General features: G+C 62.0%; 24 protein-coding genes. 16 read left to right on the forward strand and 8 right to left on the reverse strand.

Features of this window, described 5'->3' with window-relative positions; genetic code table 11:
* Positions 1-52: 52 nt before the first annotated feature.
* The 7 genes from WS45_RS21630 to WS45_RS21655 all read right to left on the reverse strand — a co-directional run bounded on the left by WS45_RS21630 (position 53) and on the right by WS45_RS21655 (position 4,932).
* The gene (locus WS45_RS21630) at positions 53-550 is read right to left on the reverse strand and encodes an AAA family ATPase (protein WP_059529466.1); all 498 of its coding nucleotides are present in this window, start codon (positions 548-550) and stop codon (positions 53-55) included.
* A 129-nt stretch (positions 551-679) separates the two neighbouring features.
* Complete coding sequence (locus WS45_RS21635) at positions 680-1,222, reverse strand: hypothetical protein (RefSeq protein ID WP_059529469.1); 543 nt, start codon at positions 1,220-1,222, stop codon at positions 680-682.
* Positions 1,223-1,323: 101 nt separating this feature from the next.
* The gene (locus tag WS45_RS33850; RefSeq protein ID WP_081332274.1) at positions 1,324-2,100 is read right to left on the reverse strand and encodes an NAD(P)H-dependent oxidoreductase; all 777 of its coding nucleotides are present in this window, start codon (positions 2,098-2,100) and stop codon (positions 1,324-1,326) included.
* A 62-nt stretch (positions 2,101-2,162) separates the two neighbouring features.
* Positions 2,163-2,630 carry an acetyltransferase gene (locus WS45_RS33855; protein WP_081332273.1) on the reverse strand — a complete coding sequence of 156 codons (468 nt, stop codon included), beginning with the start codon at positions 2,628-2,630 and terminating at the stop codon, positions 2,163-2,165.
* A 75-nt stretch (positions 2,631-2,705) separates the two neighbouring features.
* Positions 2,706-3,164 (reverse strand): NUDIX hydrolase, encoded by a 459-nt coding sequence (locus WS45_RS21645; protein ID WP_059529476.1) that lies wholly within the window; start codon positions 3,162-3,164, stop codon positions 2,706-2,708.
* Positions 3,165-3,242: 78 nt separating this feature from the next.
* Complete coding sequence (locus WS45_RS21650) at positions 3,243-4,127, reverse strand: NAD(P)-dependent oxidoreductase (protein WP_059701605.1); 885 nt, start codon at positions 4,125-4,127, stop codon at positions 3,243-3,245.
* A gap of 118 nt (positions 4,128-4,245) precedes the next feature.
* Positions 4,246-4,932, reverse strand: coding sequence for an ArsR/SmtB family transcription factor (locus WS45_RS21655; protein WP_059529481.1), 687 nt, complete (start codon positions 4,930-4,932; stop codon positions 4,246-4,248).
* A gap of 97 nt (positions 4,933-5,029) precedes the next feature.
* Between WS45_RS21655 and WS45_RS21660 the strand changes: the two genes are divergently transcribed.
* The 16 genes from WS45_RS21660 to WS45_RS21735 all read left to right on the forward strand — a co-directional run bounded on the left by WS45_RS21660 (position 5,030) and on the right by WS45_RS21735 (position 21,433).
* Complete coding sequence (locus tag WS45_RS21660; RefSeq protein WP_059701607.1) at positions 5,030-6,442, forward strand: MFS transporter; 1,413 nt, start codon at positions 5,030-5,032, stop codon at positions 6,440-6,442.
* Between the two features lie 224 nt (positions 6,443-6,666).
* Positions 6,667-7,611: a LysR family transcriptional regulator gene (locus WS45_RS21665; protein ID WP_059529487.1), complete on the forward strand. Its 945-nt coding sequence runs from the start codon at positions 6,667-6,669 to the stop codon at positions 7,609-7,611.
* Positions 7,612-7,802: 191 nt separating this feature from the next.
* Positions 7,803-8,963 (forward strand): enolase C-terminal domain-like protein, encoded by a 1,161-nt coding sequence (locus WS45_RS21670; RefSeq protein WP_059529489.1) that lies wholly within the window; start codon positions 7,803-7,805, stop codon positions 8,961-8,963.
* 260 nt (positions 8,964-9,223) lie between these two features.
* Positions 9,224-11,221, forward strand: coding sequence for a conjugal transfer protein TraG (locus WS45_RS21675; RefSeq protein ID WP_059529492.1), 1,998 nt, complete (start codon positions 9,224-9,226; stop codon positions 11,219-11,221).
* Positions 11,218-11,682, forward strand: a complete 465-nt coding sequence (locus WS45_RS21680; protein WP_059529494.1) for a ribbon-helix-helix protein, CopG family — start codon at positions 11,218-11,220, stop codon at positions 11,680-11,682. The genes WS45_RS21675 and WS45_RS21680 overlap by 4 nt, the downstream gene beginning before the upstream one ends.
* Positions 11,679-12,716, forward strand: a complete 1,038-nt coding sequence (trbB, locus tag WS45_RS21685; RefSeq protein ID WP_059529497.1) for a P-type conjugative transfer ATPase TrbB — start codon at positions 11,679-11,681, stop codon at positions 12,714-12,716. The genes WS45_RS21680 and trbB overlap by 4 nt, the downstream gene beginning before the upstream one ends.
* Positions 12,713-13,096 carry a TrbC/VirB2 family protein gene (locus tag WS45_RS21690; RefSeq protein ID WP_059529500.1) on the forward strand — a complete coding sequence of 128 codons (384 nt, stop codon included), beginning with the start codon at positions 12,713-12,715 and terminating at the stop codon, positions 13,094-13,096. The genes trbB and WS45_RS21690 overlap by 4 nt, the downstream gene beginning before the upstream one ends.
* Entirely contained in the window at positions 13,093-13,362 is a 270-nt protein-coding gene (locus WS45_RS21695) for a VirB3 family type IV secretion system protein (protein ID WP_059529503.1), read from the forward strand. The genes WS45_RS21690 and WS45_RS21695 overlap by 4 nt, the downstream gene beginning before the upstream one ends.
* Positions 13,363-13,375: 13 nt before the next feature.
* Positions 13,376-15,823, forward strand: coding sequence for a conjugal transfer protein TrbE (gene trbE, locus WS45_RS21700; RefSeq protein WP_059529506.1), 2,448 nt, complete (start codon positions 13,376-13,378; stop codon positions 15,821-15,823).
* The gene (gene trbJ, locus WS45_RS21705; protein ID WP_059701609.1) at positions 15,820-16,557 is read left to right on the forward strand and encodes a P-type conjugative transfer protein TrbJ; all 738 of its coding nucleotides are present in this window, start codon (positions 15,820-15,822) and stop codon (positions 16,555-16,557) included. Before trbE ends, trbJ begins: the two co-directional genes overlap by 4 nt.
* 11 nt (positions 16,558-16,568) lie before the next feature.
* Entirely contained in the window at positions 16,569-16,862 is a 294-nt protein-coding gene (locus WS45_RS21710; protein ID WP_059529512.1) for an EexN family lipoprotein, read from the forward strand.
* A complete protein-coding gene (trbL, locus tag WS45_RS21715; protein ID WP_059701611.1) occupies positions 16,859-18,223 on the forward strand; it encodes a P-type conjugative transfer protein TrbL in 1,365 nt (454 codons plus the stop codon). Before WS45_RS21710 ends, trbL begins: the two co-directional genes overlap by 4 nt.
* A 12-nt stretch (positions 18,224-18,235) precedes the next feature.
* The gene (gene trbF / locus WS45_RS21720; RefSeq protein WP_059529517.1) at positions 18,236-18,940 is read left to right on the forward strand and encodes a conjugal transfer protein TrbF; all 705 of its coding nucleotides are present in this window, start codon (positions 18,236-18,238) and stop codon (positions 18,938-18,940) included.
* On the forward strand, positions 18,937-19,926 hold the full coding sequence (trbG, locus tag WS45_RS21725) for a P-type conjugative transfer protein TrbG (RefSeq protein WP_059701613.1): 990 nt from the start codon (positions 18,937-18,939) through the stop codon (positions 19,924-19,926). Before trbF ends, trbG begins: the two co-directional genes overlap by 4 nt.
* A 2-nt stretch (positions 19,927-19,928) precedes the next feature.
* Entirely contained in the window at positions 19,929-21,218 is a 1,290-nt protein-coding gene (locus WS45_RS21730) for a TrbI/VirB10 family protein (protein WP_059701615.1), read from the forward strand.
* The gene (locus WS45_RS21735) at positions 21,215-21,433 is read left to right on the forward strand and encodes a DUF2274 domain-containing protein (RefSeq protein WP_059701618.1); all 219 of its coding nucleotides are present in this window, start codon (positions 21,215-21,217) and stop codon (positions 21,431-21,433) included. The genes WS45_RS21730 and WS45_RS21735 overlap by 4 nt, the downstream gene beginning before the upstream one ends.
* Before the next feature lie 11 nt (positions 21,434-21,444).
* Here the strand turns inward: WS45_RS21735 and WS45_RS21740 are convergent, their stop codons facing one another.
* On the reverse strand, positions 21,445-22,182 hold the full coding sequence (locus tag WS45_RS21740) for an HNH endonuclease (RefSeq protein WP_059701620.1): 738 nt from the start codon (positions 22,180-22,182) through the stop codon (positions 21,445-21,447).
* Positions 22,183-22,393: the final 211 nt, after the last annotated feature.

Here is a 22,393-nt window from a genome sequence, read left to right on the forward strand (position 1 = left end):
CCAAATGAAGGCGGATTGAGGGCAACTTCACCACCATGACGGAACTTTGTCCTCAAGTCACCACATGGACGCCGTACATTTCGCGCTCGATCTCATCGATGGGTTCCCAATGATCACTTGCTAGCTCGAAAAATGTATCCGGCACTTCCATGGCATATGTCGCGCCACGTTCCCGATTGCGCCTGCGGACGCGTTCCCGCCGAACCTCTCGCGGGGCATCGACTAAGTAAATTGCCAACTCGTAGCCGGCCTCACTGGCCTGAGTATAGAAACGTTCGCGGTTGATCTTCTCCACCAGTCCTAGCTCAAGGACTACGTCATGACCAGCATCAAGGACTTCCTTAGCCGTTGCCCAGATCTGTTCCAGACAGCGCTCTTTCCTAGTTATATACCAGTCCATCACATTCACCGCAGGACGATCAGGACTGTAGAGTCTGACGAACCACGCATCGAGGATGAACCCTGGTGCTGCGTATTGCTTTCGGAGCGTAGCAACGAACGTGGACTTACCGGCTCCAACGGGACCTTCAACCAAGTGAATCTTCGCCATTTCAGTTAATCCATTCAAAGAGGGGCGCAGCGAATCGCATACGATGCCTCGGTGCGGCTTTCGCCTACTCTGCAAAGGCTAGGCGCCCCTTGCAAACCTGATGAATGAGCTAGCATTAGCCCTGTTTATTCACGCAACCGGATTCATAGGCCCAGTGGCAGCCTCCTGGACCATATCGGAAATTGTATTCGCAGCCTTGCCATGCCGATCGGCGTCCTGGTTCACGATGGGCTCGCCATTGTGGTGAAGTGTCCAGCATCCTTGGGATGCTGAGGGTGCGATCGAGATACCTATCTCCGCAATTTTTTTGTCAACTGCTTTATCGTAGGCATGTTGAAGTCCTGCAGCGGTGAGCGCCTGCTTTGCTTGCTCTATGCCGGCGACAATGAGTTCCAGTGCAAACTCCTGCTTGTTGCAGTTTAGAATTTCCGTCACCGCATCCAGTTCGGCCAGGCGAATCGCATCGATACGAATGTCAAGATCGCAAACCAGTTCTTTGCGCTGTGAAAACGCCATGAGATAAGCATTCGCGCCATAGACGTTCCCAAAGCGTTCTGTGCGTTTACTTGCCAGTATTTTCATAGCAATGAAATCCGAGAACCCGGCGCTGTAAGCGCCAGCCTCCCCCTTCTCGGCGTTTACCTTGAGAGCTTCCGAATAGGTCATGCTCATGTGAACCTCCTGTTAGAAATGAATTCCGAAATCGCATGCTGCAGGAGAGGGCCACTCCATAACAAAGCATCCCGCGGTGTCTATTCCGATAACTCCATGCGTTATCGACTTTCGTCACCTAATCGATGGCGAACGAACGGGCTATATACTGGAGCGTCTGGCTTCAGGCTTACCCCGTCAGTAAAGTCGTCTCCATGATTGAAGGGAATCGAAGGCCATGTCGACCAATGTTGCAGCCTTACGCGATAGTCGATGGCTCGTTGCTCAAGGAAGTGGCGTTGCTGTTGAGCCTCCTTACCCGATAAACCGCCACGAACTCCATGGATGAGATAGGGTTCCAGCACGGTAAAGCCAAGGTAGTGCAGCGCGTGCATGACGGGCCACAGAAGCAGACGCATATCGCCGTCGCGTCCATCCGGTGCACAAGCTTGGGCCGAAGAGCCGGCCGTGGACACAATCAGGGCCTTTTTCCCGCGCATCACGCCGCTTTCGTAACGATGCTGGCTCCGATATAAACCGCCGTAAACGAAAACTCGGTCCATCCATCCTTTCATAATGGCGGGCATCCCAAACCACCAGAATGGAAATTGAAGTATCAAGGCGTCGGATTTCTGCAAAAGCTCAATGTGTTGTGCGACTACGGGTGGCAGAGTATTGGAGCTCCAATGATGACGTTGCTCCTGCATCGGATCAAATTTATCTCCGCTCTTCAGCGAAGAATAATGCCAGGATGCTTCACGTGGTTCGAAATCCTCTGCGTAGAGATCAAGGACGGTGGCGTCATGTCCTTGAACACCCCATGCCTGTCTGGCGAGTTCAGCCAGGTACGCATTAAAAGACCTCTGCTCAGGGTGAGCCAATACAATGAGCGCATGCATGCGGCCTCCCTCTGCACTAGTTGCCATTGCAACGGAACAATTCCCGCGATATGAAGCAGATACTAGTCTTCAGTCAATTCCGAAGAATGTCTTGTCGACTTGTACCGAAGGTGTATCAGGGGATATGGTCGTCCTTGACCGTCCACGTTGGATCGGCCGCACGGTTCGAATCCCAGCCTTTCATAGAACCCGACCGCTTGGTGATTCTGTTCGTTGACATCAGTCGAAAGGCTAGGGTGGCGCCTTATGGCCTCTCGCACGAGGACCCGGCCAACGCCCCGCCCGCGGTGATCCGGGTCGACAAATAGAGCTTCCATGTGATCGCCATTGAGTAACATGAAAGCAACGGCACGACCTGACTCATCAACCGCCAAATCCAGCGGCGCCTCAGGGAGAAATGCGGCGACCTCGGACTCAATATCCCGGCGATCCGCCGCAGCAAGGAAATGATGTGTTGCATCAACGGAGCTTCGCCAAATTTCCATTACTCGAAAACTGTCCATTGGCATTGACTTTCGTATCGTGATCATAGCGTTTTTGGTGTCGATTAAATTTTTCCGTTTAAAGGATGCGCCATGTGGTGTGCACCGTGGTGAACTGAATTCCTATTGGCTCGGCTGCCTCGTATGCGCTGTCGTCAGCTCTTCGGCGCGGCGTACTACGCTGCGCACGCCGAAGCTCATGACCAGATTTTGCCGTTCAAGCTCAATGAGGTTGACCCACTGGGCATCGAGCGCATCGTCGCCGGCCACGGGCTCTCCCTGCAGCCATTCGCACAAGACGGCAATGAGCACGAAGTGCTGGCGCAATTCGCCCTCGGAGCTGTGGTCTAAGGCCTCCAACGCGGTGAAGACGTTCCGTGGGGAGACGCTAATGGCCGTTTCTTCGTGTACCTCGCGGACGACAGCTTCCAAAATTGTCTCGCCGGCCTCGATCTTCCCTCCAGGAAGACCCCAGCGACCAGCGTCGGGTGGATTGGCACGTCGAACGAGCAGGACCTCTTGTTTCCTTAGGACGACACCAATCACGGCTGGAACGGGCTGTACGGACGACGTGACGTTCATTTGCAAGGACGAAGGAGAAGGGCCCGTCTGTTAAGGCCCTTGCAGGGCAACGTAACCATGGCACACGGCGCAATAGGGCTATTGCACTGTTCCGGTCCGCCACTCAATCGCACGGATGACCGCCGCCATGTCCAATGACCCATGCCCCAAGGCCACGGTTTCACCATAAAGTGCGTGGCAGACGTCAAGCAAAGGCGAGGCGAGACCTGCGCTTCTCGCAGACTCCGCTACCAGCCGGCTGTTTTTCAGCACGTCGGTGATGGCGGCTTGCACAGTAAAGTCCTGCGTCGTGAGTTTATCCAGCTTCACGCGCGAAATATCGCTGGCCATCTGGCCGTTGTTCAGTACGCTGGTAAATTGCGCGAGGTCCATGCCGTGGCGCTGGGCGAAGTGAGTGGCTTCCGCCAGGCCGGTGACCATCGTGATGAGGTACAGATTGACAGCGAGCTTCATCGTCAGCGCGGAAGGGACTGCGCCGCAGATAATGCTCTCGCGACACAGAGGTTTGACGATGTTGCGCACCTCCTGCACGTCCTCAGGCGCACCGGCCAGCATGACGACGAGTTGACCTGCTTCCGCGGGCTTGCGCGAACCAGACACAGGGGCTTCAACGTAATGGCCAGCGGCGGATTCGATCTCAGTTGCGAGCGCTCGTGAATGGCTGGGCGAGGTCGTTCCCATATTGACGATCACATGTTCGCGCACGCGAACGGAAAAATCGGCGGTATGGCGGCCAAGCACGGTATCGATTGCGTCGTCATCGGCCAGCATGAGAATGACAACGCGGCATTGTGCGAATACGTCGACAACTTTCTCGACCGTACATGCGCCGGCTGCACCCAACTCGGCGTATCTATCCTTGGAGCGGCTCCAGACCGCGACAGGCGCACCGCTGCGGGCGAGGTTGAGCGCCATCGGGGTCCCCATGACCCCGAGCCCGATGAATCCGATTTGTTCTTGCATATTGCACCTTGCGGGTGAATAGACAGTCCTTTATATCCATACCGCAGCAGAGTGTCTTGAACGATTGTGCAGAAGTCCTGCCGGCGCCTCGTGCGAGCAGATACTGTGGTTTGTGCCTTTACAAGCGGCGAGTGTGCTGCGCCTGCGCCGCGGCTTCCACGCGCAAGCCAGCGGCCCACCATCCGGGAAACCCGTCGCTCACGCGGTCCGCGCTAAATCCCTTGGCACGCAGCAACGCGACAGCCTGGATAGAGAGCACGCAGTAGCGGCCGCCACAGTAGGCGAGAATGTTCTGATTCCGCGGCAGTTCGCCCAGATGGCGCTCTAGCTCTTCTGTCGGGATATTGATAGCACCGGGAATGTGCCCCGTTGCATAGTCTTCTGCCGAACGGACATCCAGTAGCAGAGCGCCGTCTTTTAGTCTGTCGATCAGTTCCTCGATTGACACGCCATCGAGGTGTTCCGGGTGATGAACGCTGTCCGCGATCACGCGTCGCATTTCGGTGCGCTGATGGGCAACGTAGTCGTGCAGTGCAGCGACCACATTGGCCACCGGTCCACTGCCGATGCGGTACATCACGTGCTTGCCGTCGCGTCGGGACTGGACGAACCCAGCCCGCTTCAGTTGCAGCAAGTGCTGCGATGCGTTGGTGATCGACAGTCCCGAAAGTTCGGCCAGCCGCTCCACTGAGCTCTCCCGCTGGAAGATGGCCTCCAGAAGCGCTAAGCGATGAGGATGCCCAAGGGTCTTGGCGACATCCGCTAGATCATCTAAAGGTTCGGTGGGGCGCGCGATTGTTTTCATGACGGCAAAACAGGATCTCGTTGACAGCAAGATATCATCGATCTAACATTCCATCAATAGTTGGAATGATGTTTGTTTCTTGTGCAGAGGACGAAAAATGAGGTCAACGGAAACGCGGCAACAAACTTCATGGGGCGAGCTGCTTCAAGGACGCAACGGACTCCGCTCCATCGCGCTCGCCGGTGGCGTCGCGCTGCATGCGGTGAACATCTATGTGGTCACGACGATCTTGCCAACCATCATCGACGAGATCGGTGGCCTCGGGTACTACGCGTGGAATACCACCTTGTTCGTTGTGGCGTCGATCGTGGGATCGGTGCTGTCAGCAAGGCTGATCGACACGATGGGGCCGCGCCTGGCCTATCTGCTCGCACTCGCCGGCTTTTCGCTGGGGGTGGTCGTGTGTGCGACAGCTGCGTCGATGCCCATTTTGTTGTTAGGCCGGACGGTGCAGGGGTTGGGCGGTGGCGTGCTGTTCGCGCTCAGCTATGCGCTAATCCGAGTGGTGTTCGATCCGCGTCTTTGGCCCAGGGCGATGGCGCTCGTTTCGGGTATGTGGGGCGTGGCTACGCTTTGCGGCCCAGCCGTCGGCGGGGTGTTTGCCCAAACAGGGCATTGGCGATGGGCGTTCTGGTCACTGCTGCCCGTTGCTCTGTTGTTGGCGTTGATCGTCCTTGTGCAATTTGGCGGACGTACTGTTGGCTCGGCGGCAAGCACTCGCGTGCCGTTGCGCTCAATGGTGCTGTTGGTACTCGCGGTCTTGACGATTTCCATTGGCAGCTTGTCACGGCAGCTCGCGTGGAATGTCATCGGCATCCTCATCGGCGTAGTCATCACTGTCGTCATCGCACGCATCGATATGCGAGCCGACACGAAGTTGCTGCCATCCGGCGCCTGGTCGCTTTCAACGCAACTCGGCGTGATCTACGCAATGATGGGGCTGCTGGTGGCTGGGATGACGACCGAGATTTTCGTGCCGTACTTCTTGCAGGTGATCCACGGGATGACGCCGCTTGCGGCTGGCTATATGACGGCGATAATGGCGGGAGGGTGGACCCTCGCTTCGTTGTACAGCGCGGGGCGTGGCGAAGCTGGGCTGACGTACCGATTCATTAGGATCAGCCCGCTCATCGTGCTGATGGCGTTACTCGTTTTGGCGGTCGCAATGCCCATCACTGCATGGGGTGGCGCTCTGGTGGGTAGTGCGGTGTATTGCTTCGTTCTTGCAGCGGTCGGATTCGGTATCGGTTTGAGCTGGCCACATCTCCTGACACGAGTGTTTTCCGCGGCTGTTTCAGGAGAAGAAACGCTCGCGTCTTCGTCCATTACGACCGTACAACTCTATGCAACGGCGCTCGCCGCCGCACTGGCCGGTGTGGCAGCCAATGCTGGTGGACTGACCGATCCTGGTGGCGTCGAAGGGGCGCGATCTGCAGCGCTGACGCTGTTCGCATCGTTTGCCGTTGCCCCGCTACTCGCGGCGTTGCTGTCTGCACGCGTGCGACGCTGAAGTATTTGGAAATCATCTGTGGAGTCACGCGGTGTGGTGTAGCCCTCGTACGCGTCGATGTACTGACTCTTTCCTATCAGGGCTGCATTGTGCCTGCACGAAGCCGATGATGCTCGGTGTTTGCGTCGCGACCTGATGGAAAGTGGCTTGAGGAACATCGGTTTGCCGTTGCGCTTTACATCGATCGTGAAGGCTGCAAGGCTGGTCGTCAGGAAGGAAGACATATGGAACTTCGCCACCTTCGCTGTTTCCTGGCCGTTGCTGAAGAACTCCATTTCGCCCGGGCTGCGGAGCGATTGCATATCGAGCAATCTCCGCTATCACGCGCGATAAAGGAATTGGAAGAAGATCTTGGTGCCCAGCTTTTTATGCGCACCACGCGCAGCACCCGCCTGACCCGAGCGGGTAGGCTATTCTTGGAGCACGTGCCGCGTGTCTTCACTGCGTTGCAGCAAGCGCGAGACAGTGTGAAGGCGGCCGCCAATGGCTTTCACAGCCAGTTGCGGGTCGCGCTTTCGGATGGCATCCCGCCGTCGCGTTTCTCCACCTTCCTGGCGCTGTGTCGTCAGGAAGAACCGGAGATCGAGATACGCCTATCGGAGGTTCCACTGACACAGCAGATCAAAGGGCTGCATGACGACCTGTACGACGTAGGGTTTGCACGCTCGGATGAGGTCGACGACGGCATCATCGCTGAAGCAGTTTGGAGCGATCCCTTGATGATCGCTGTGCCTGCTCGTCATCCTTTGCTGACGTACAAGAGAATCCCATTGGAGGAGGTGCTCCGCTATCCGCTGGTACTCGGAGATCCCCATGCGTGCGAAGGCTACTCTCGGCAGATTGAACGAGTGCTGCGGCGAGTCGACCGAGAACCGTTGATTGCGGAGCGGGTGGCATCCGTTGACTTGATGATGGCACTGGTGGCAGCAGGCTTTGCTTTGGGTTTGGCTGGTGCCTCGCAGATCGTCAACAGCCGCGAACCGGGTGTGGTTGCTCGGCCACTGGCAGGCCAAAAGCTCATGCTTACCACGTACATTCTACGTCTGGATAACGAACCTTCGGAGACGTTGGCACGTTTTATCGAACGGACAGGCACCCTCGAAGCATCTGCCGAGAAGAAGTCGTCCATACTATCCGACCTCGACGCTTCAGAGGCGATCGAGACATGAACAAATTCGTGCTGCTTTTGCTTGCTGCGGTATTGACGCGCCTGCGGCACGTCCGAACCCATCGAGACCGTGGAAACGCTTGCTGCTCATCCCAAACGGTGGCTACGGTCTTGAAAGCAAGCTAAGCGAGAGACGAGGCGGCTATCTATTGCGGAACTCCGCCTCCCTTACACGTCATGTGTTGAAATAGCATGCACATTATCGATATCCGAGAGAAATCCATTCCGGTTTCCCGATATGAAGATCCGTCCATCCCGTCCGGTGGACTGACGACTAGCCTTGTAGCCATCACGACCGATGTTATGCGCAACGGCAAACCGGTGGTCGGCTACGGCTATGCGTCGGTCGGTCGCTTCGCACAGGGTGGGCTGATCCGTGAACGCTTTGCAATGCGCCTGCTGACGTCGCCAAGCGGCAGTTTGGCCGACGAAAAGGGCACCAACCTCGACCCGTTTCGCGCTTGGCATACGATGATGGCTGGCGAAAAACCGGGCGGCCATGGTGAGCGCTGCGTGGCTGTCGGTACGCTCGACATGGCTATTTGGGATGCTGCCGCGAAGATCGCCGGTCTGCCGCTATACGCTTTCCTCGCGCAGCGGTTGGGCGCCACCGCGCAGGCATGTGTGCGGGTGTATGCGGGCGGCGGGTATCGCTATCCGCAGGACGATCTTGCACGTTTGTCCGACGAGATGCGCCGTTGCATTGATCTCGGTTTTACGCACGCCAAGATTAAGGTAGGCGGAACCGGGCTCGACGCAGATTGTCGGCGCATCGAGGCCGCGGCTGCGCGGTTGCCCGGCGCGGATCACCTCGCTGTGGATGCGATGAATCTGTACGACCAAGATACCGCATTGCAGGCCGCTGCCGCGCTGGCGCGATATGGGCTTTGGTGGCTCGAGGATATTTGCGACCCGTTGGATTTCGCTACACACGCACGGGTGGCCAAGGCGTACAGGCCGCCCATCGCAGCGGGCGAGGCACTCTTCTCGCAAGCAGAGGCGCGCCTGCTTGCCCAATACGGTGGTTTGCGCAGCGCGCGTGATGTGCTGGTCTTCGATCCGGTGCACTGTTATGGAGTGCTAGGTTACCTACGCATTATCGAAACCATGACCGCCGATGGCTGGCCGCAACACGCGTTCTGGCCGCATGGTGGGCATCTCTTCGCGTTGCATCTGGTGGCAGCGCTTGACCTGGGTGGCGCGGAGATCAGCCCGTTCGCGTTTGCACCGTTTCGCGGACTGCCGGATGGCTCGTGTATCGAGGCGGGCCGTGCCGCGTTGCCTCAGATGCCCGGCATCGGTTTCGAGGCCCATACCGAAGCGTGGAAGATGTTTCAGCAAGCATTTGTGTGAGTGATCAGGCCACCCGCCGAAGGAGCAGTCGACGTTCTCATTGTTCCGATTCGCACAAAACTTTGTCTTCCTAACTCGATACGCCGCACTGCGCCGCAGCTTGCGGCGTCTTTACTTCCCTTGTCCCTGCACGAAATCTTGCTTTTTCCTCGATATTCCTTCCGATAACGGTCTTTGACCGCCTCTTGGCCTGACGCCAATCCTTGCGACTGCGGCACACCTTTGTGTCGCGTGTCGCACAGGGGAAAGCGGAGGCCGGGATGCAAGGTCAAGGCGTGCTGTTCGGACAGATTGCCGTCGTTTTCGGCATCGTGTTCACCGGAGTGTGGTCCGCCACGCAATGGACGGCCGCCGCCTTGGACTACCAACTACGCCTTGGCTCGCCTTGGTTCGACTTCTTCGGCACGCCGGTCTATCACCCTTGGCGGTTGTTCGAGTGGTGGTTCTTCTACGACGCCTATGCACCGCGCGTATTCGACATGGGCGGCGCCATCGCAGGCGGCAGCGGCCTGGTCGCAGTGCTGGTCGCTATCGTCATGTCGGTGTGGCGGTCGCGGCAATCGCGCCTCGTCACCACCTATGGTTCTGCCCGCTGGGCCGAGGTCGCCGACATTCACAAGGCCGGCCTCGACAAGCCCGCCGGCGTTTTCCTCGGTCTGCATCGCGGCCAATACTTGCGCCATGAAGGCCCGGAACACGTCCTGACTTTTGCGCCGACGCGCTCCGGCAAAGGCGTCGGCCTCGTCGTGCCGACGCTGTTGAGCTGGCCTGCGTCCGCCGTCATCCACGACATTAAGGGCGAGAACTGGCAGATCACGGCCGGCTGGCGTTCGCGCTTCTCGCATTGCCTGCTGTTCAATCCGACCGATCCGAAATCGGCCGCGTACAACCCGCTACTGGAGGTTCGACGCGGTGCGCATGAAGTGCGCGACGTGCAGAACATCGCGGACATCTTGGTTGATCCCGAAGGGGCGCTTGAACGCCGCAATCATTGGGAGAAGACGAGTCACGCGCTGCTGGTTGGCGCCATTCTGCATGTGCTCTACGCGGGTGCGGACAAGACGCTGCGCGGCGTCGCCAACTTCCTCTCGGATCCGGCTTGCCCGTTTGAGGTGACGCTGCACCGGATGATGATGACGCGCCACCTAGGCGACGCGCCGCATCCTGTCGTCGCGTCCGCTGCGCGCGAAGTGCTCAACAAGTCGGACAACGAGCGGTCTGGCGTGTTGTCCACGGCCATGTCGTTCCTTGGCCTGTACCGCGATCCCACGGTGGCCGAAGTCACCTCGCGCTGCGACTGGCGTATCGCCGACCTGATCGCATTCGAGCATCCAGTCTCGCTTTATCTCGTCGTGCCGCCATCGGACATCAGCCGCACGAAACCGCTGGTGCGCCTGATCCTCAATCAGATCGGGCGGCGGCTCACCGAATCAATCGATGGTAGCGACGGCATCGCGCGCCGTCACAAGCTGCTGCTGATGCTCGACGAGTTTCCGGCACTCGGCCGGCTCGACTTCTTCGAGACGGCGCTGGCGTTCATGGCCGGCTACGGCATCCGCAGCTTCCTCATCGCGCAGTCGCTCAATCAGATCGACAAAGCCTACGGCCAAAACCATTCCATTCTCGACAATTGCCATGTGCGTGTGACGTTCGCCACCAACGATGAACGTACCGCCAAGCGCATTTCCGAAACGCTCGGCACCGCAACCGAGCTGCGCGCGCAGCGCAACTACGCCGGGCACCGGCTCGCGCCTTGGCTTGGGCACCTGATGGTGTCTCGCCAGGAAACGGCACGCCCTCTGCTGACGCCGGGCGAAGTGATGCAGCTCCCGCCCGACGACGAAGTGGTGATGGTGTCCAGCGTCGCGCCGATCAAGGCGAAGAAGCTCCGCTACTACACCGACGCCAATTTCAAGCGGCGTGTGCTGCCGCCGCCTGCGCTCGCGGCTGGCCGCTACGCCGATGCGCCACCACTGCGGCCCGATGACTGGGGCGGACTCGCAATCCCCGCTGTTCCCGCATCGCCTGTCACTGACATTGCCGGCGATGCCGTTACTGCTGACGACGGCGGCCCGCGCCGGCAGCCGGAGCTATCCGAGGTGTCCGAATACATCCCCGAACTGCAGACCGCCGACAACGACCTGGCGTTGCTCGATGACGACGACCTGCCGTTGCTGCTTCCCCGTCAGCTAGATCCGGCCATGCAACGCACGGCCCGGCTGGCGTCCCTCGACCAACACGACGGGATCGAGCTATGAGCCAGTACCGCCTCAACCTGTTTATTCCGCACGAACACGCCAAGCGCCTCGACGAGTTGGCCGCCAAGAAAGGCGTGTCCAAGTCGTCCATCGTCGCGGCGGCGCTTGCGTCCTGGCTATCGCCTGATGCAGGCGACCAGCGCGAGGCAGCCATCGCCAAGCGCCTTGATCGGCTGTCGCGCCAGTTCGAGCGGCTGGAGCGGGACCAGAACATCGAGATTGAGACACTGGCGCTGTTCGTCCGCTACTACCTGACGGTCAGCACGCCAGTTCCAGAAGCCCACCAGGAAGCGGCTCGCGCACAGGGCAAGGCGCGTTTTGAGCAGTTCGTTGAACAGCTTGGGCGTCATTTGATGCGCGGGCGCAGCCTGGTGCGTGAAGTGGTGGAAGAACTAAACCCCGACGCCGCACGGCTGGACGATGCGGCGACACAGGCCGAAGCGCAGGAGCGTGCGTCATGAGCGCCCGCATTTCGACCGATGGGCAGTCCTTCGCCTCCACGTCGCTCGACCGTCGCATCCGCATGTTGCGCACGGCGATGGGCCCGCTGATCGCCGCCGCGCTGGAAGACCCGGATGTGGTCGAAATCATGCTCAACCCCGATCGCACGCTATGGGTCGATCGCCTGTCGTCGGGCCGCGCACCGATGGGGGCGGAGCTGTCCGAGGAAGACGGCGAACGCATCATCCGCCTTGTCGCCGCCCACGTCGGCGCGGAAGTGCATCGCGGCCAGCCGCTGTTGACCGCTGAGCTGCCGGAAACCGGCGAACGCTTCGAGGGCATCCTGCCGCCTGCTGCGCCTGGGCCGGCCTTTGCGCTGCGCAAACGCGCCGTCGGCGTCATTCCGCTGGATCGCTACGTCACCGATGGAATGATGACCGTCGAGCAGGCCGCGTTCCTGCGCGGCGCAGTGCGCGAACGGCAGAACATCCTCATCGCCGGCGGCACTAGCACCGGCAAGACCACGCTCGCCAATGCCTTGCTCGCGGAAATCGCCGCCACCGGCGACCGCGTGCTGGTGCTCGAAGACACCATCGAACTGCAATGCGCGGCGCGCGACCACGTACCTCTGCGCACGCGCGCCGGCGTCGTGTCGATGACCGAACTGGTGCGCGCCACGATGCGCCTGCGCCCCGACCGCGTGATCGTTGGTGAGGTGCGCGGCGGCGAGGCGCTGGATCTCATCAAGGTGTGGGGCACCGGCCATCCGGGCGGCATCGCCACGATCCACGCCGGTTCCGTGCTCGGCGCGCTGCTGCGTCTCGAACAACTGATTCTCGAAGTCGCCGTGAACCCGCCGCGTGCGCTCGTCGCCGAGGCGGTCAACGTCGTCATTCACATCGCCGGCCGCGGCCGGCGCCGCCGCATCGAGACCATCGCCCGCGTCCTTGGCTTCGACGGCATGGGCTATCGCCTCGCGGATGCACTGAAGCCATTGCTTCCAGAGCTACCGCTTTCTTCCCCGTCCCCCAACCACCCTGGAGAACTGCCATGACGCAGATGCACACCCATGCTTTCCGTATTTCCGTAATTCCGGCTCTCGCCTTTGCACGCCTGCGCCGTCTGGCCGAGCCTGTGCATCACGGCCTGCTGCTGGCCGCCGCCATGCTGATGACGGTTGGCACGGCGAAGGCCGCGGGTTCCTCGATGCCTTGGGAGGGTCCGCTCGAATCCATCCTCGAATCCATACAGGGGCCGGTCGCGCGCATCGTCGCCGTCATCATCATCATCGCCACCGGCCTCGCGCTGGCCTTCGGCGACACGAGTGGCGGCTTTCGCAAGCTGATCCAGATCGTGTTCGGCCTGTCCATTGCGTTCGCGGCTTCGAGCTTCTTCCTGTCGTTCTTCAGCTTCTCCGGCGGGGCCGTCGTATGAGCACGGCCAACGACCTGCCGGGCTTCGAGGTGCCGCTGCATCGTTCGCTAACCGAACCGATCCTGATGGGGGGCGCACCGCGCACCGTGGCGATCGCCAACGGCACGCTGGCCGCTGCCGTGGGGCTGGGCCTGCAAATGTGGATTCCGGGGCTGGTGTTCTGGATCGTCGGCCATTCGCTCGCCGTGTGGGGCGCGCGGGTCGATGCGCAGTTCATGCAGGTGTTCGCACGCCACCTCAAGCACAAGCCGCTGCTGGACGTGTGAGGAGGGCGCCGCGATGCTCAACCTTGCCGAATACCGCCAACGTCCGGCCTTGCTTGCCGACTGGCTCCCGTGGGCCGGTCTGGTCGCGTCCGGCGTCGTGCTCAACAAGGACGGTAGTTTCCAGCGCACGGCCCGGTTTCGTGGCCCCGATCTGGACAGCGCGACGCAAGGCGAGCTGATCGCCACGGCGGCTCGCCAGAACAACGCGCTGCGCCGCTGCGGTTCCGGCTGGGCCTTCTACATCGAAGCCGAGCGCCGGCCAGCGGCGGACTACCCACACTCCGACTTTCCCGAACCACTGTCATGGCTAATCGATGAAGAACGCCGCGCCGCGTTTGAGGAATCCGGCAGTCATTTCGAGAGCGTCTATCACCTGACGCTGCAATACCTGCCGCCGGAGGAATCGCGCGCACGCGCCGCCGGCCTACTGTACGAGAACCGGTCGACCGAGGGCGTGGATTGGCGCGAACGTCTGACGGCGTTCATTGCGGAGACGGATCGCCTCTACGACCTGCTCAACGGCGTGATGCCGGAAATCGCATGGCTCGATGACGGCGAGGTGCTGACCTACCTGCACGGCACCATCTCGACGCGACGCTATCGCGTCGGTGTGCCCGAAGTGCCGTTCCACCTCGACGCGCTGTTGGCCGACGCGCCGCTGATCGGCGGGCTGGCGCCGATGCTCGGCGATCACCATGTGCGCGTCGTGACCGTGCGTGGCTTCCCGACCTCAACCTGGCCAGGGATTCTGGATGACCTCAACCGGCTCGGTTTCGCCTACCGCTGGAGCACGCGCTTCCTCTGCATGGATAAGTCTGAGGCCGAGAAGGAACTCGGCCGCCTGCGCCGGCAGTGGTTCGCCAAGCGCAAGAATGTCATAGCCTTACTGCGCGAAACCATTTTCCAACAGGAATCGCCGCTGGTCGATACCGATGCCAGCAACAAGTCCGCCGATGCGGACGCTGCGATGCAGGAGTTGGGCAGCGATCAAGTCGCCTACGGCTACATCACCGCGACCGTGACCGTGCTCGACACGGACGCCAACGCCGCCGACGAGAAGCTGCGCATGGTGGAGCGCGTGATTCAGGGGCGGGGCCACGTCACCATCCCCGAAACGCTCAACGCTGTGGAGGCGTGGCTGTCGTCGGTGCCGGGCAATGCCTACGCCAACGTGCGCCAGCCCATCGTCTCGACGCTGAACCTGGCGCATCTGATGCCGGAATCGGCGGTATGGGCCGGGCCGGAGAAGAACGATCACCTCGACGGCCCGCCGCTGGTCGTCACCCGCACCGAGGGCTCGACGCCGTTCCGGCTGGTGACGCACATCGGCGACGTGGGCCACACGCTGGTCGCCGGCCCGACCGGCATGGGCAAGTCCGTCTTGCTGGCGCTACTGGTCTTGCAGTTCCGCCGCTATCGCGGCGCGCGGATCTTCGCCTTCGACATGGGGCGCTCGATGCGCGCCACCATCCTCGGCCTCGGCGGCGAGCACTACGACCTCGGCGCCGATGGCGGCATCGCGTTCCAACCGCTCGCACGCATCGACCAGGAGGGCTACCGCACTTGGGCCGCCGAGTGGATCGAGGGTCGGCTACGCCACGAAGGCGTTGCCATCGGTCCCGACGAGAAGGTGGCGATCTGGTCGGCGCTCGGCAGCCTCGCCGGCGCACCGATGGAACAGCGCACGCTCACCGGCTTCTCGGTGCTGCTCCAATCCAATGCGCTGCGGCAGGCGCTCGCGCCTTATGTGCTCGGCGGCGCGCACGGCAAGTTGCTGGACGCCGACCGCGACAGGCTGGGGCTGGCCGACGTGCAGGGCTTCGAGATGGAGGAGCTGATGCACAGCAAGGTCGCCGTCATGGCCGTGCTGCATTACCTCTTTGTGCGTTTCGATGAACGGTTCGACGGTGCGCCGACGCTGCTGATCCTCGATGAAGCCTGGTTGTTCCTCGACGACCCTGTATTTGCCGCGCGCATCCGGCAATGGCTCAAGACGCTGCGCAAGAAGAACGTCAGCGTGATTTTCGCCACGCAATCGCTCGCGGACATCAAGGATTCGAGCATTGCGCCGGCCATCATCGAAAGCTGCGCGAGCCGCATCTTCCTGCCGAACCCGCAAGCGACCGAACCGCAGATTCGCACGATCTACGAAGGCTTTGGCCTCAACAGCCGGCAAATCGAGATCGTCGCCACTGCGCAACCCAAGAGGGACTACTACTTCCAGTCCCGCCTCGGCAATCGCCTGTTCGACCTCGACCTGGGGCCAGTCGCGCTCGCGTTCGCGGGCGCATCCACACCTCAAGACCAACGCGACATCGACCGCGTGCTGACGCAGGCCGGCGTACCCGGCTTCGCCGGCGCGTGGCTGCGCCATAGCGGCCTCGATTGGGCCGCCGACCTGCTGCCGTCCGCACCGGCGGCTTCTTTCCTTGCTTCCCAACCGCTGGAGGTTTCGCCATGAAAACCAGTGTTCTTTCTGCGGCGCTTGCTGCCGTGCTCTCCGGTTCGTTGATGCTCGCGCAGCCGGCGGTGGCCATCACGGTCATCGACCCGACCAATCTCGTGCAAAACACGCTGACGGCGGTTCGCACGATGGAAATGATCGAGAACCAGATCAACCAGCTCCAGAACGAAGCGCAGATGCTCGTCAACCAGGGGCGCAATCTGGCGAGCCTGCCGTTCAACGTGGTCAACCGGCTGCGCTCGACGCTCGCCACCACCGAAAGGCTGATCGCTCAGGCCCAGGGGCTGGCGTTCGAGGTTCAAGGCATGAACTCCGAGTTTGCACGCCTGTACCCGGAGCAGTACGCCGCGACCGTCAGCGGCAACCAGATGTACCACGATGCGCAGCAGCGTTGGCGCAACTCGCTCAGCGGCCTGCAGACCGCGATGCAGATGCAGGCCCAGGTTTCGCAGAACCTGACCGAAGACGAAGGCGCCTTGACCGACCTCGTGAGCCAGAGCCAGTCCGCGACCGGCGCACTGCAAGCGATGCAGGCGACCAATCAGCTTCTGGCCTTGCAGGCGAAGCAGTCCATCCAGTCACAACAGCTCCAGCTCGCGCAGGGGCGGGCGACGGCGCTGGAACTGGCACGTCAAGCTGCCGCGGTAGAACGTGGCCGCGAGGTGACGCGGCGCTTCCTGGGCGCCGGCACAGCGTACACGCCGCAGCCCGTGACCTTCTACGGCAATTGACGGACACGGCCATGAACCGCGCGCCCGTCCTGTTTGCCTTCGCGTGCCTGCTGGCCGGCTGCGACCGGCCGCGGGCGTTGTCGGTCGATGCACTCGCCGCCGACCCGACGCGGCTGCACGCGCTCGTCGCGCAGTGCCGCCGTGGCGAACAGGACGGCGCGGTTTGCGCGCGGGTCGCGCAAGCCGACCTGCGCCGTTTCCTCTCCGGGCATACCCGGCCTGACGAATACCAGACGCTCACCGACCTGCCGCCGATTCCGGCGAGTTTCGACGGCCCTGATGTGCCGAAGGAGGGGCGGCCATGAACGACGTCTCGATCATCGACCATTTCCTCAACGTCTTTTCCACCTACATCGACTCTGGCTTCGGATTGCTGCGCGGCGAAGTCGCGTTTCTGACGGCGACGCTGGTGACGATCGACATGACGCTCGCCGGCCTGTATTGGGCACTCGGCCACGCCACAGGCCAGGGCGAAGACGTGATGGCGAAGCTCATCCGCAAGGTGCTCTATATCGGCGCCTTCGCCTACATCATCGGCAACTTCAACATGCTGGCAAGCATCGTGTTCCGCTCGTTCGCTGGCCTAGGCCTGACTGCCGCCGGCTCGACCTTGCGCATGGAGACGTTCCTGCAACCGGGGCATCTCGCCAAGACCGGCATCGACGCCGCCGCGCCGATCCTCGACCAGGTCAGCGAGATGACCGGCTTCCCCGAGGTGTTCATCAACCTCACGCCCATCGTCGTCATGTTCCTCGCGTGGTTGGTGGTCATCCTCTGCTTCTTCGTACTGGCGGTGCAGCTATTCATCACGCTGATCGAGTTCAAGCTGACCACGCTCGCCGGCTTCGTGCTGGTGCCGTTTGCGCTCTGGAACAAGACCGCGTTTCTCGCCGAAAAGGTGCTCGGCAACGTGGTGTCGTCGGGCATCAAGGTGCTGGTGTTGGCCGTCATCGTCGGCATCGGCACGGGTTTGTTCTCCGAGTTCCAGGCCACGCCCAACGAACCATCCATCGACCACGCGCTGGTCGTGATGCTGGCCTCGCTTGCGATGCTCGCGCTCGGCATCTTTGGACCAGGCATCGCCACGGGCCTCGTGTCCGGCGCGCCGCAGCTCGGCGCGGGTGCGATGGCCGGCGCTGCGGTGGGCGCAGCCGGCACCGCCGTCGCCATCGGTGCGGCCGCCACTGGCGTCGGTGGTGCGGTGGCCGCTGGTGCACGCATGGCACCTGCCGTTGCCAGTGCGATCGGCAGCGGCGCACGTGCCACCGCTTCAACCGCCGGCAGCGCACGGTCGGCGTTCCAGACCGGTTCCGCTGCCGCAGGCGGTGGCTTCAAGGGTGCTGCTGCAGGTATGGGCAATGTCGCAAGGGTTGGCGCACAGGCCGCCGGGCAGAAAGTCGCCGCCGGGGCACGCGCGTTCGGCGAACGGGTTGCCGGTGCATTCCGTGGCGAAGGTGGCTCGGCTGCTGGCGCATCTGCCGGAGCGAGCGCATCCGAAGCCGGCTCGTCCCCTCCGACGCCCGATCAAGAGCAACCCGCCTGGGCAAAGCGCCTGCATCGCCGCCAACAGATTGCTCACGCCGCGACCACCGCCGCGCACGCGCTGCGCAGCGGGGACGGCGGCGGCTCGGCGCAAGGCCCAAGTCTGGGCAATTCCGATTCTTGAGGAGAACTAGCCATGCGATTCAAGCGACCGCAGGTGCGCTATGCCGATACGCCGCAGCCTGCCACCCCGTATCAAGCCGCCGCGCAGGTGTGGGACGAGCGCATCGGCTCGGCACGCGTACAGGCGAAGAACTGGCGGCTGATGGCCTTCGGCTGCCTCGTGCTCGCGCTGCTGATGGCCGGCGGCTTGGTCTGGCGTTCGGCGCAATCCATCGTCACGCCCTTCGTGGTGGAGGTGGACAAGACCGGTCAGGTACGTGCGGTCGGCGAAGCCGCCACGCCGTATCGCCCGGCGGATGCACAAATCGCCTACCACCTCGCGCACTTCATCTCGCTGGTTCGCTCGCTGTCCATCGACCCGATCGTCGTGCGGCAGAACTGGCTCGACGCCTACGACTACACCACCGACCGCGGCGCGGCCGTGCTCAACGACTACGCCAGCAGGAACGACCCATTCGCCCGCGTCGGTAAGGAATCAGTGACGGTGCAGATTACCAGCGTCACGCGCGCCAGCGATTCGTCGTTCAACGTGCGCTGGACGGAGCAGCGGTTCGTCAACGGCGCGCCCACTGGTACTGAACGCTGGAATGCCGTGCTTTCCATCGTCCTGCAAACCCCGCACACCGAGCAGCGGCTGCGCAAGAACCCGCTGGGTATCTACGTCAATGGTCTGTCGTGGAGCCGCGAGCTGGATGCGTCCGAAGGAGCCAAGCCATGAATGCACTTTTCCGTAAATCCGCCTTGCCGCTGACCCTGCTTGCCCTGTCGGGCTGCGCCTCGCAGGGCAAGCCACCGCCGCACATTTTGCTCGACGAGCCGGTGCAGGCGCAGCGGCAGTCCGAACCGCCCAAGCCGGTCGAAGTGGTGGAAGTGCCGAAGGTGCTGCCGATGCCGGCGCAGATGAAGCCGCTGCCATCGGGCGACGACGCCAAGCCCACGCCGGAACCGGCGAACGAAACCATGCGCGTCTCGCGCGCCAACGCCGAGGCGCGCATGGCGCCCACACGCGAGGGCTACGTCAATGCGATCCAGGTCTGGCCCTTCACCGATGGCGCGCTGTATCAGGTCTATGCCGCGCCGGGGCGCGTGACCGTGATCTCGCTCCAGCCCGGAGAAGAACTGGTGACGGTTGCCGCTGGCGACACCGTGCGCTGGATCGTCGGCGACACGTCCAGCGGAACCGGCAACGATCTTCGCGTCAGCGTGTTGGTGAAGCCGATTCGCTCCAGCCTCAAGACGAACCTCGTCATCACGACCAGCCGGCGTACCTACCTGATCGAGCTGACCTCGACGGACAAGGCGTGGATGGCGTCGGTGTTGTGGGAGTACCCGAAAGACCAGATGCTGGCCTTGCAGCGTCAGGATCGGGCCGCGCAAGCCGCCGCGCCGATCGACGCCGGCTTGTCGCTGGAGAAGATCCGCTTCCGCTACGCGGTCAGCGGCAGCAATCCGCCGTGGAAGCCGCTGCGCGCCTTCGATGACGGCGAGAAGGTCTATATCCAGTTCCCGCTCGGCATCGCGCAAGGCGAGTTGCCGCCGCTGTTCGTCATCGGCGCACAGGGTGACGGTCAGCTCGTCAACTACCGTTTCCGTTCGCCGTACTACATCGTGGATCGGCTGTTCGGTGCGGCCGAACTGCGCCTCGGTGGCGACAAGGGCGACGTGGTGCGCATCGAGCGCACGGACGGCACACGGGGGAACTGACCATGAGCCAGGATGAAACCCCGGATGTGCCGATTCCCGATTCCGCGCCGAAGGTCGCGCCGGAGAACGTGACGCTGCGGGCGCAGCCGCGCCCGGTGACGCGCCTGAACCGCCGCACGCTGGCGCTGATGGCCGGTGGCCTTGGCGCTGCCGTGCTGGGCGCAACGATGTGGTCGTTGCAGCCGAAGCACTCGCGCAGCAGCAGCGACTCGACCGAGCTTTACAACGTGGATCGCGTGTCGAAATCGGAAGGACTCGACCGGCTTCCGGCCGACTATTCCAGATTGCCGCCCAAGGTGCCGGAGCTGGGGCCGCCGCTGCCGGGCGACCTCGGCCCGGCCATCGTCAGGTCGCAGCGGCCAGCAGTGGCCAGCTACACGCCGCCCGGTCAGGATGCCGCCGCAGCCGAGCGCGACGCGATACGTAAGGAGGCCGAAGCGGCGGCGGGTTCGTCGGTGTTCTTCCGTTCCAGCAACCAGCGCGCCGCTGCCGCGCCCACGCAGGTTGCCACTGCCGCCCCGGCGTCGGCGTCCAGTCTTGCGGGCTTCGACCCGCAAGCCGCCGGCCCGGCCTCGACGGCGGCGCAGCCTGCCGACCCGACCGCCGTGCAAAACCGGCAAGACCAGAAAGAGGCGTTCCAGAAAGCCGGAACCACAGAAACTCGTAATTCCGGCAACCTGCAAATGCCGACCTCGCCGTATCAGGTGATGGCCGGCACGGTGATCGCGGCGGCGCTGGTGACGGGCATCAAGTCGGACTTGCCGGGCGACGTGATCGGCACGGTGACGGAGCCGGTGTACGACACGGCGACCGGCCGCTATCTCCTCATCCCGCAGGGTTCGCGCATCTTCGGCAAATACAACAGCCAGGTCGCCTATGGGCAGAGCCGAGTTCAAGTCGTCTGGAACCGGATCATCCTGCCGGACACATCTTCGCTGACGCTCGACAACCTGGCCGGCACCGACCCGGCGGGCTATGCCGGCCTGGAGGATGGCGTCGATTGGCATTGGGATCGCATCTTTGCCGGTGCGGCCCTGACGACGCTGCTGGGCGTCGGCGCGGAGTTGGCCGCGCCGGAGAATCGGCAGAACGGCGATCGCGTCATCATCGCCGGGCGTGACAGCTTGCAGGACAGCGTGAACCAGGCCGGGCAGGAGATGACCCGGCGCAACCTCAACATCCAGTCCACCTTGACCGAGCGGCCGGGCCTTCCGGTGCGCATCATCGTCAACCGCGACCTGGTGCTGCGGCCGTACCAGCCGCTGTTCTTCAACAGAGGGACTTCACGATGAGCACGACCAAGAAGCTGCGGCTGGGGCCGCTACCCAAAACCGAAAGCATCAAGCTGACTTTCGCGTGCCCGGCCAGCCTCAAGGCCGACCTCGACCGCTACGCAGCGCTGCATGGGCAGACGTATGGCGAACCGGTCGACGCCATGATGCTGATCCCGCACATGCTGGAAGCGTTCATGGCGGGGGATCGTGGCTTTAGACGCCGCGGCAGTTAGACGCCGCCCCTTCAGCGGTCGGGATCGTTTCGGCCGTTTCTGAGAATCGCCAACGCTGCCTGTAGGTGTCGTTCTTCTGGCCCCAGGGCGGAGAGCGACGAGAACACTGCTGCTGTTTGATGCCAATAGATGGCGTGGCTGATGGCGGGGCGCAGTGCATCAAGTTCTTCGCTCGTCAGGGACGCAGCAAACGCACGTAGTCGGATCTCTGCTCTCTCGCGCCGGACGTGGCACTCACGACACAAAGCACGCAGGGCACTGAGTGGGTATTCCCAAGGCTCGAAGCTTTCTCGCATACTTGCGTAGTAGCAATGGTGGGCATCCAAAGGCTTCGTGGCTCCGCAGTCCTGACATTGATTTCCTGCCCGTTTTTTCACGGTTGCTGCCTTCTTGCGCCACCTTTCATCTTGCAGCTTGGATGCATAGGTGCCTGAAAGCCGTGAGTAGTCGTACCCTTCAATAGGGTAGAAGCCCATGTTCCAAGAGTGACCAAGCTCGTACCAGAATCCAAACGACTCAACCAGATCGTCGAACTCCGTGGTGTCGCCACCGTAGTTCAACATGGTATGCAGCGTGCTGCTGTCGAACACCAAAACTAAGAGCGAGTCATTCCCATAGGGTTCGTTTCGAACTCTCCAAGCCTCGATATCGACGAAGAATGCATCCCCCAGGATTTCCTCTTTAATCATCCATTCAGTAAGAGCGGCACGCATGCGCTCTAAGTTTCTGCTCATTGCAGTGAAATGCATCTTTTCCTCCGAAGGGCAGGGGCGCGGAGCTTATGAATAGGGGCAGCTAACGCCGTGACGTATTCGACAGGCCAGTCCACCGATGCAGCGCCGGTCGAAAGTGTCCTTGTGGATCAGCAGGAACCAGTGGCCGCCTAGGGCGTGTTCACACTAACGAAGGGCTTCGACGATCAGGGCAAAGTTGATAAAGGCGATGAACATCAGATCGAGT

The sequence above is a fragment of the Burkholderia sp. RF2-non_BP3 genome (genome assembly GCF_001522185.1).
Taxonomy (GTDB): domain Bacteria; phylum Pseudomonadota; class Gammaproteobacteria; order Burkholderiales; family Burkholderiaceae; genus Burkholderia; species Burkholderia diffusa.

Coding starts and splice junctions, on each gene's coding strand:
- WS45_RS21630 (WP_059529466.1), bottom strand. CDS start 550: ATGGCGAAGATTCACTTGGTTGAAGGTCCCGTTGGAGCCGGTAAGTCC.
- WS45_RS21635 (WP_059529469.1), bottom strand. CDS start 1,222: ATGAGCATGACCTATTCGGAAGCTCTCAAGGTAAACGCCGAGAAGGGG.
- WS45_RS33850 (WP_081332274.1), bottom strand. CDS start 2,100: ATGCATGCGCTCATTGTATTGGCTCACCCTGAGCAGAGGTCTTTTAAT.
- WS45_RS33855 (WP_081332273.1), bottom strand. CDS start 2,630: ATGATCACGATACGAAAGTCAATGCCAATGGACAGTTTTCGAGTAATG.
- WS45_RS21645 (WP_059529476.1), bottom strand. CDS start 3,164: ATGAACGTCACGTCGTCCGTACAGCCCGTTCCAGCCGTGATTGGTGTC.
- WS45_RS21650 (WP_059701605.1), bottom strand. CDS start 4,127: ATGCAAGAACAAATCGGATTCATCGGGCTCGGGGTCATGGGGACCCCG.
- WS45_RS21655 (WP_059529481.1), bottom strand. CDS start 4,932: ATGAAAACAATCGCGCGCCCCACCGAACCTTTAGATGATCTAGCGGAT.
- WS45_RS21660 (WP_059701607.1), top strand. CDS start 5,030: ATGAGGTCAACGGAAACGCGGCAACAAACTTCATGGGGCGAGCTGCTT.
- WS45_RS21665 (WP_059529487.1), top strand. CDS start 6,667: ATGGAACTTCGCCACCTTCGCTGTTTCCTGGCCGTTGCTGAAGAACTC.
- WS45_RS21670 (WP_059529489.1), top strand. CDS start 7,803: ATGCACATTATCGATATCCGAGAGAAATCCATTCCGGTTTCCCGATAT.
- WS45_RS21675 (WP_059529492.1), top strand. CDS start 9,224: ATGCAAGGTCAAGGCGTGCTGTTCGGACAGATTGCCGTCGTTTTCGGC.
- WS45_RS21680 (WP_059529494.1), top strand. CDS start 11,218: ATGAGCCAGTACCGCCTCAACCTGTTTATTCCGCACGAACACGCCAAG.
- trbB (WP_059529497.1), top strand. CDS start 11,679: ATGAGCGCCCGCATTTCGACCGATGGGCAGTCCTTCGCCTCCACGTCG.
- WS45_RS21690 (WP_059529500.1), top strand. CDS start 12,713: ATGACGCAGATGCACACCCATGCTTTCCGTATTTCCGTAATTCCGGCT.
- WS45_RS21695 (WP_059529503.1), top strand. CDS start 13,093: ATGAGCACGGCCAACGACCTGCCGGGCTTCGAGGTGCCGCTGCATCGT.
- trbE (WP_059529506.1), top strand. CDS start 13,376: ATGCTCAACCTTGCCGAATACCGCCAACGTCCGGCCTTGCTTGCCGAC.
- trbJ (WP_059701609.1), top strand. CDS start 15,820: ATGAAAACCAGTGTTCTTTCTGCGGCGCTTGCTGCCGTGCTCTCCGGT.
- WS45_RS21710 (WP_059529512.1), top strand. CDS start 16,569: ATGAACCGCGCGCCCGTCCTGTTTGCCTTCGCGTGCCTGCTGGCCGGC.
- trbL (WP_059701611.1), top strand. CDS start 16,859: ATGAACGACGTCTCGATCATCGACCATTTCCTCAACGTCTTTTCCACC.
- trbF (WP_059529517.1), top strand. CDS start 18,236: ATGCGATTCAAGCGACCGCAGGTGCGCTATGCCGATACGCCGCAGCCT.
- trbG (WP_059701613.1), top strand. CDS start 18,937: ATGAATGCACTTTTCCGTAAATCCGCCTTGCCGCTGACCCTGCTTGCC.
- WS45_RS21730 (WP_059701615.1), top strand. CDS start 19,929: ATGAGCCAGGATGAAACCCCGGATGTGCCGATTCCCGATTCCGCGCCG.
- WS45_RS21735 (WP_059701618.1), top strand. CDS start 21,215: ATGAGCACGACCAAGAAGCTGCGGCTGGGGCCGCTACCCAAAACCGAA.
- WS45_RS21740 (WP_059701620.1), bottom strand. CDS start 22,182: ATGCATTTCACTGCAATGAGCAGAAACTTAGAGCGCATGCGTGCCGCT.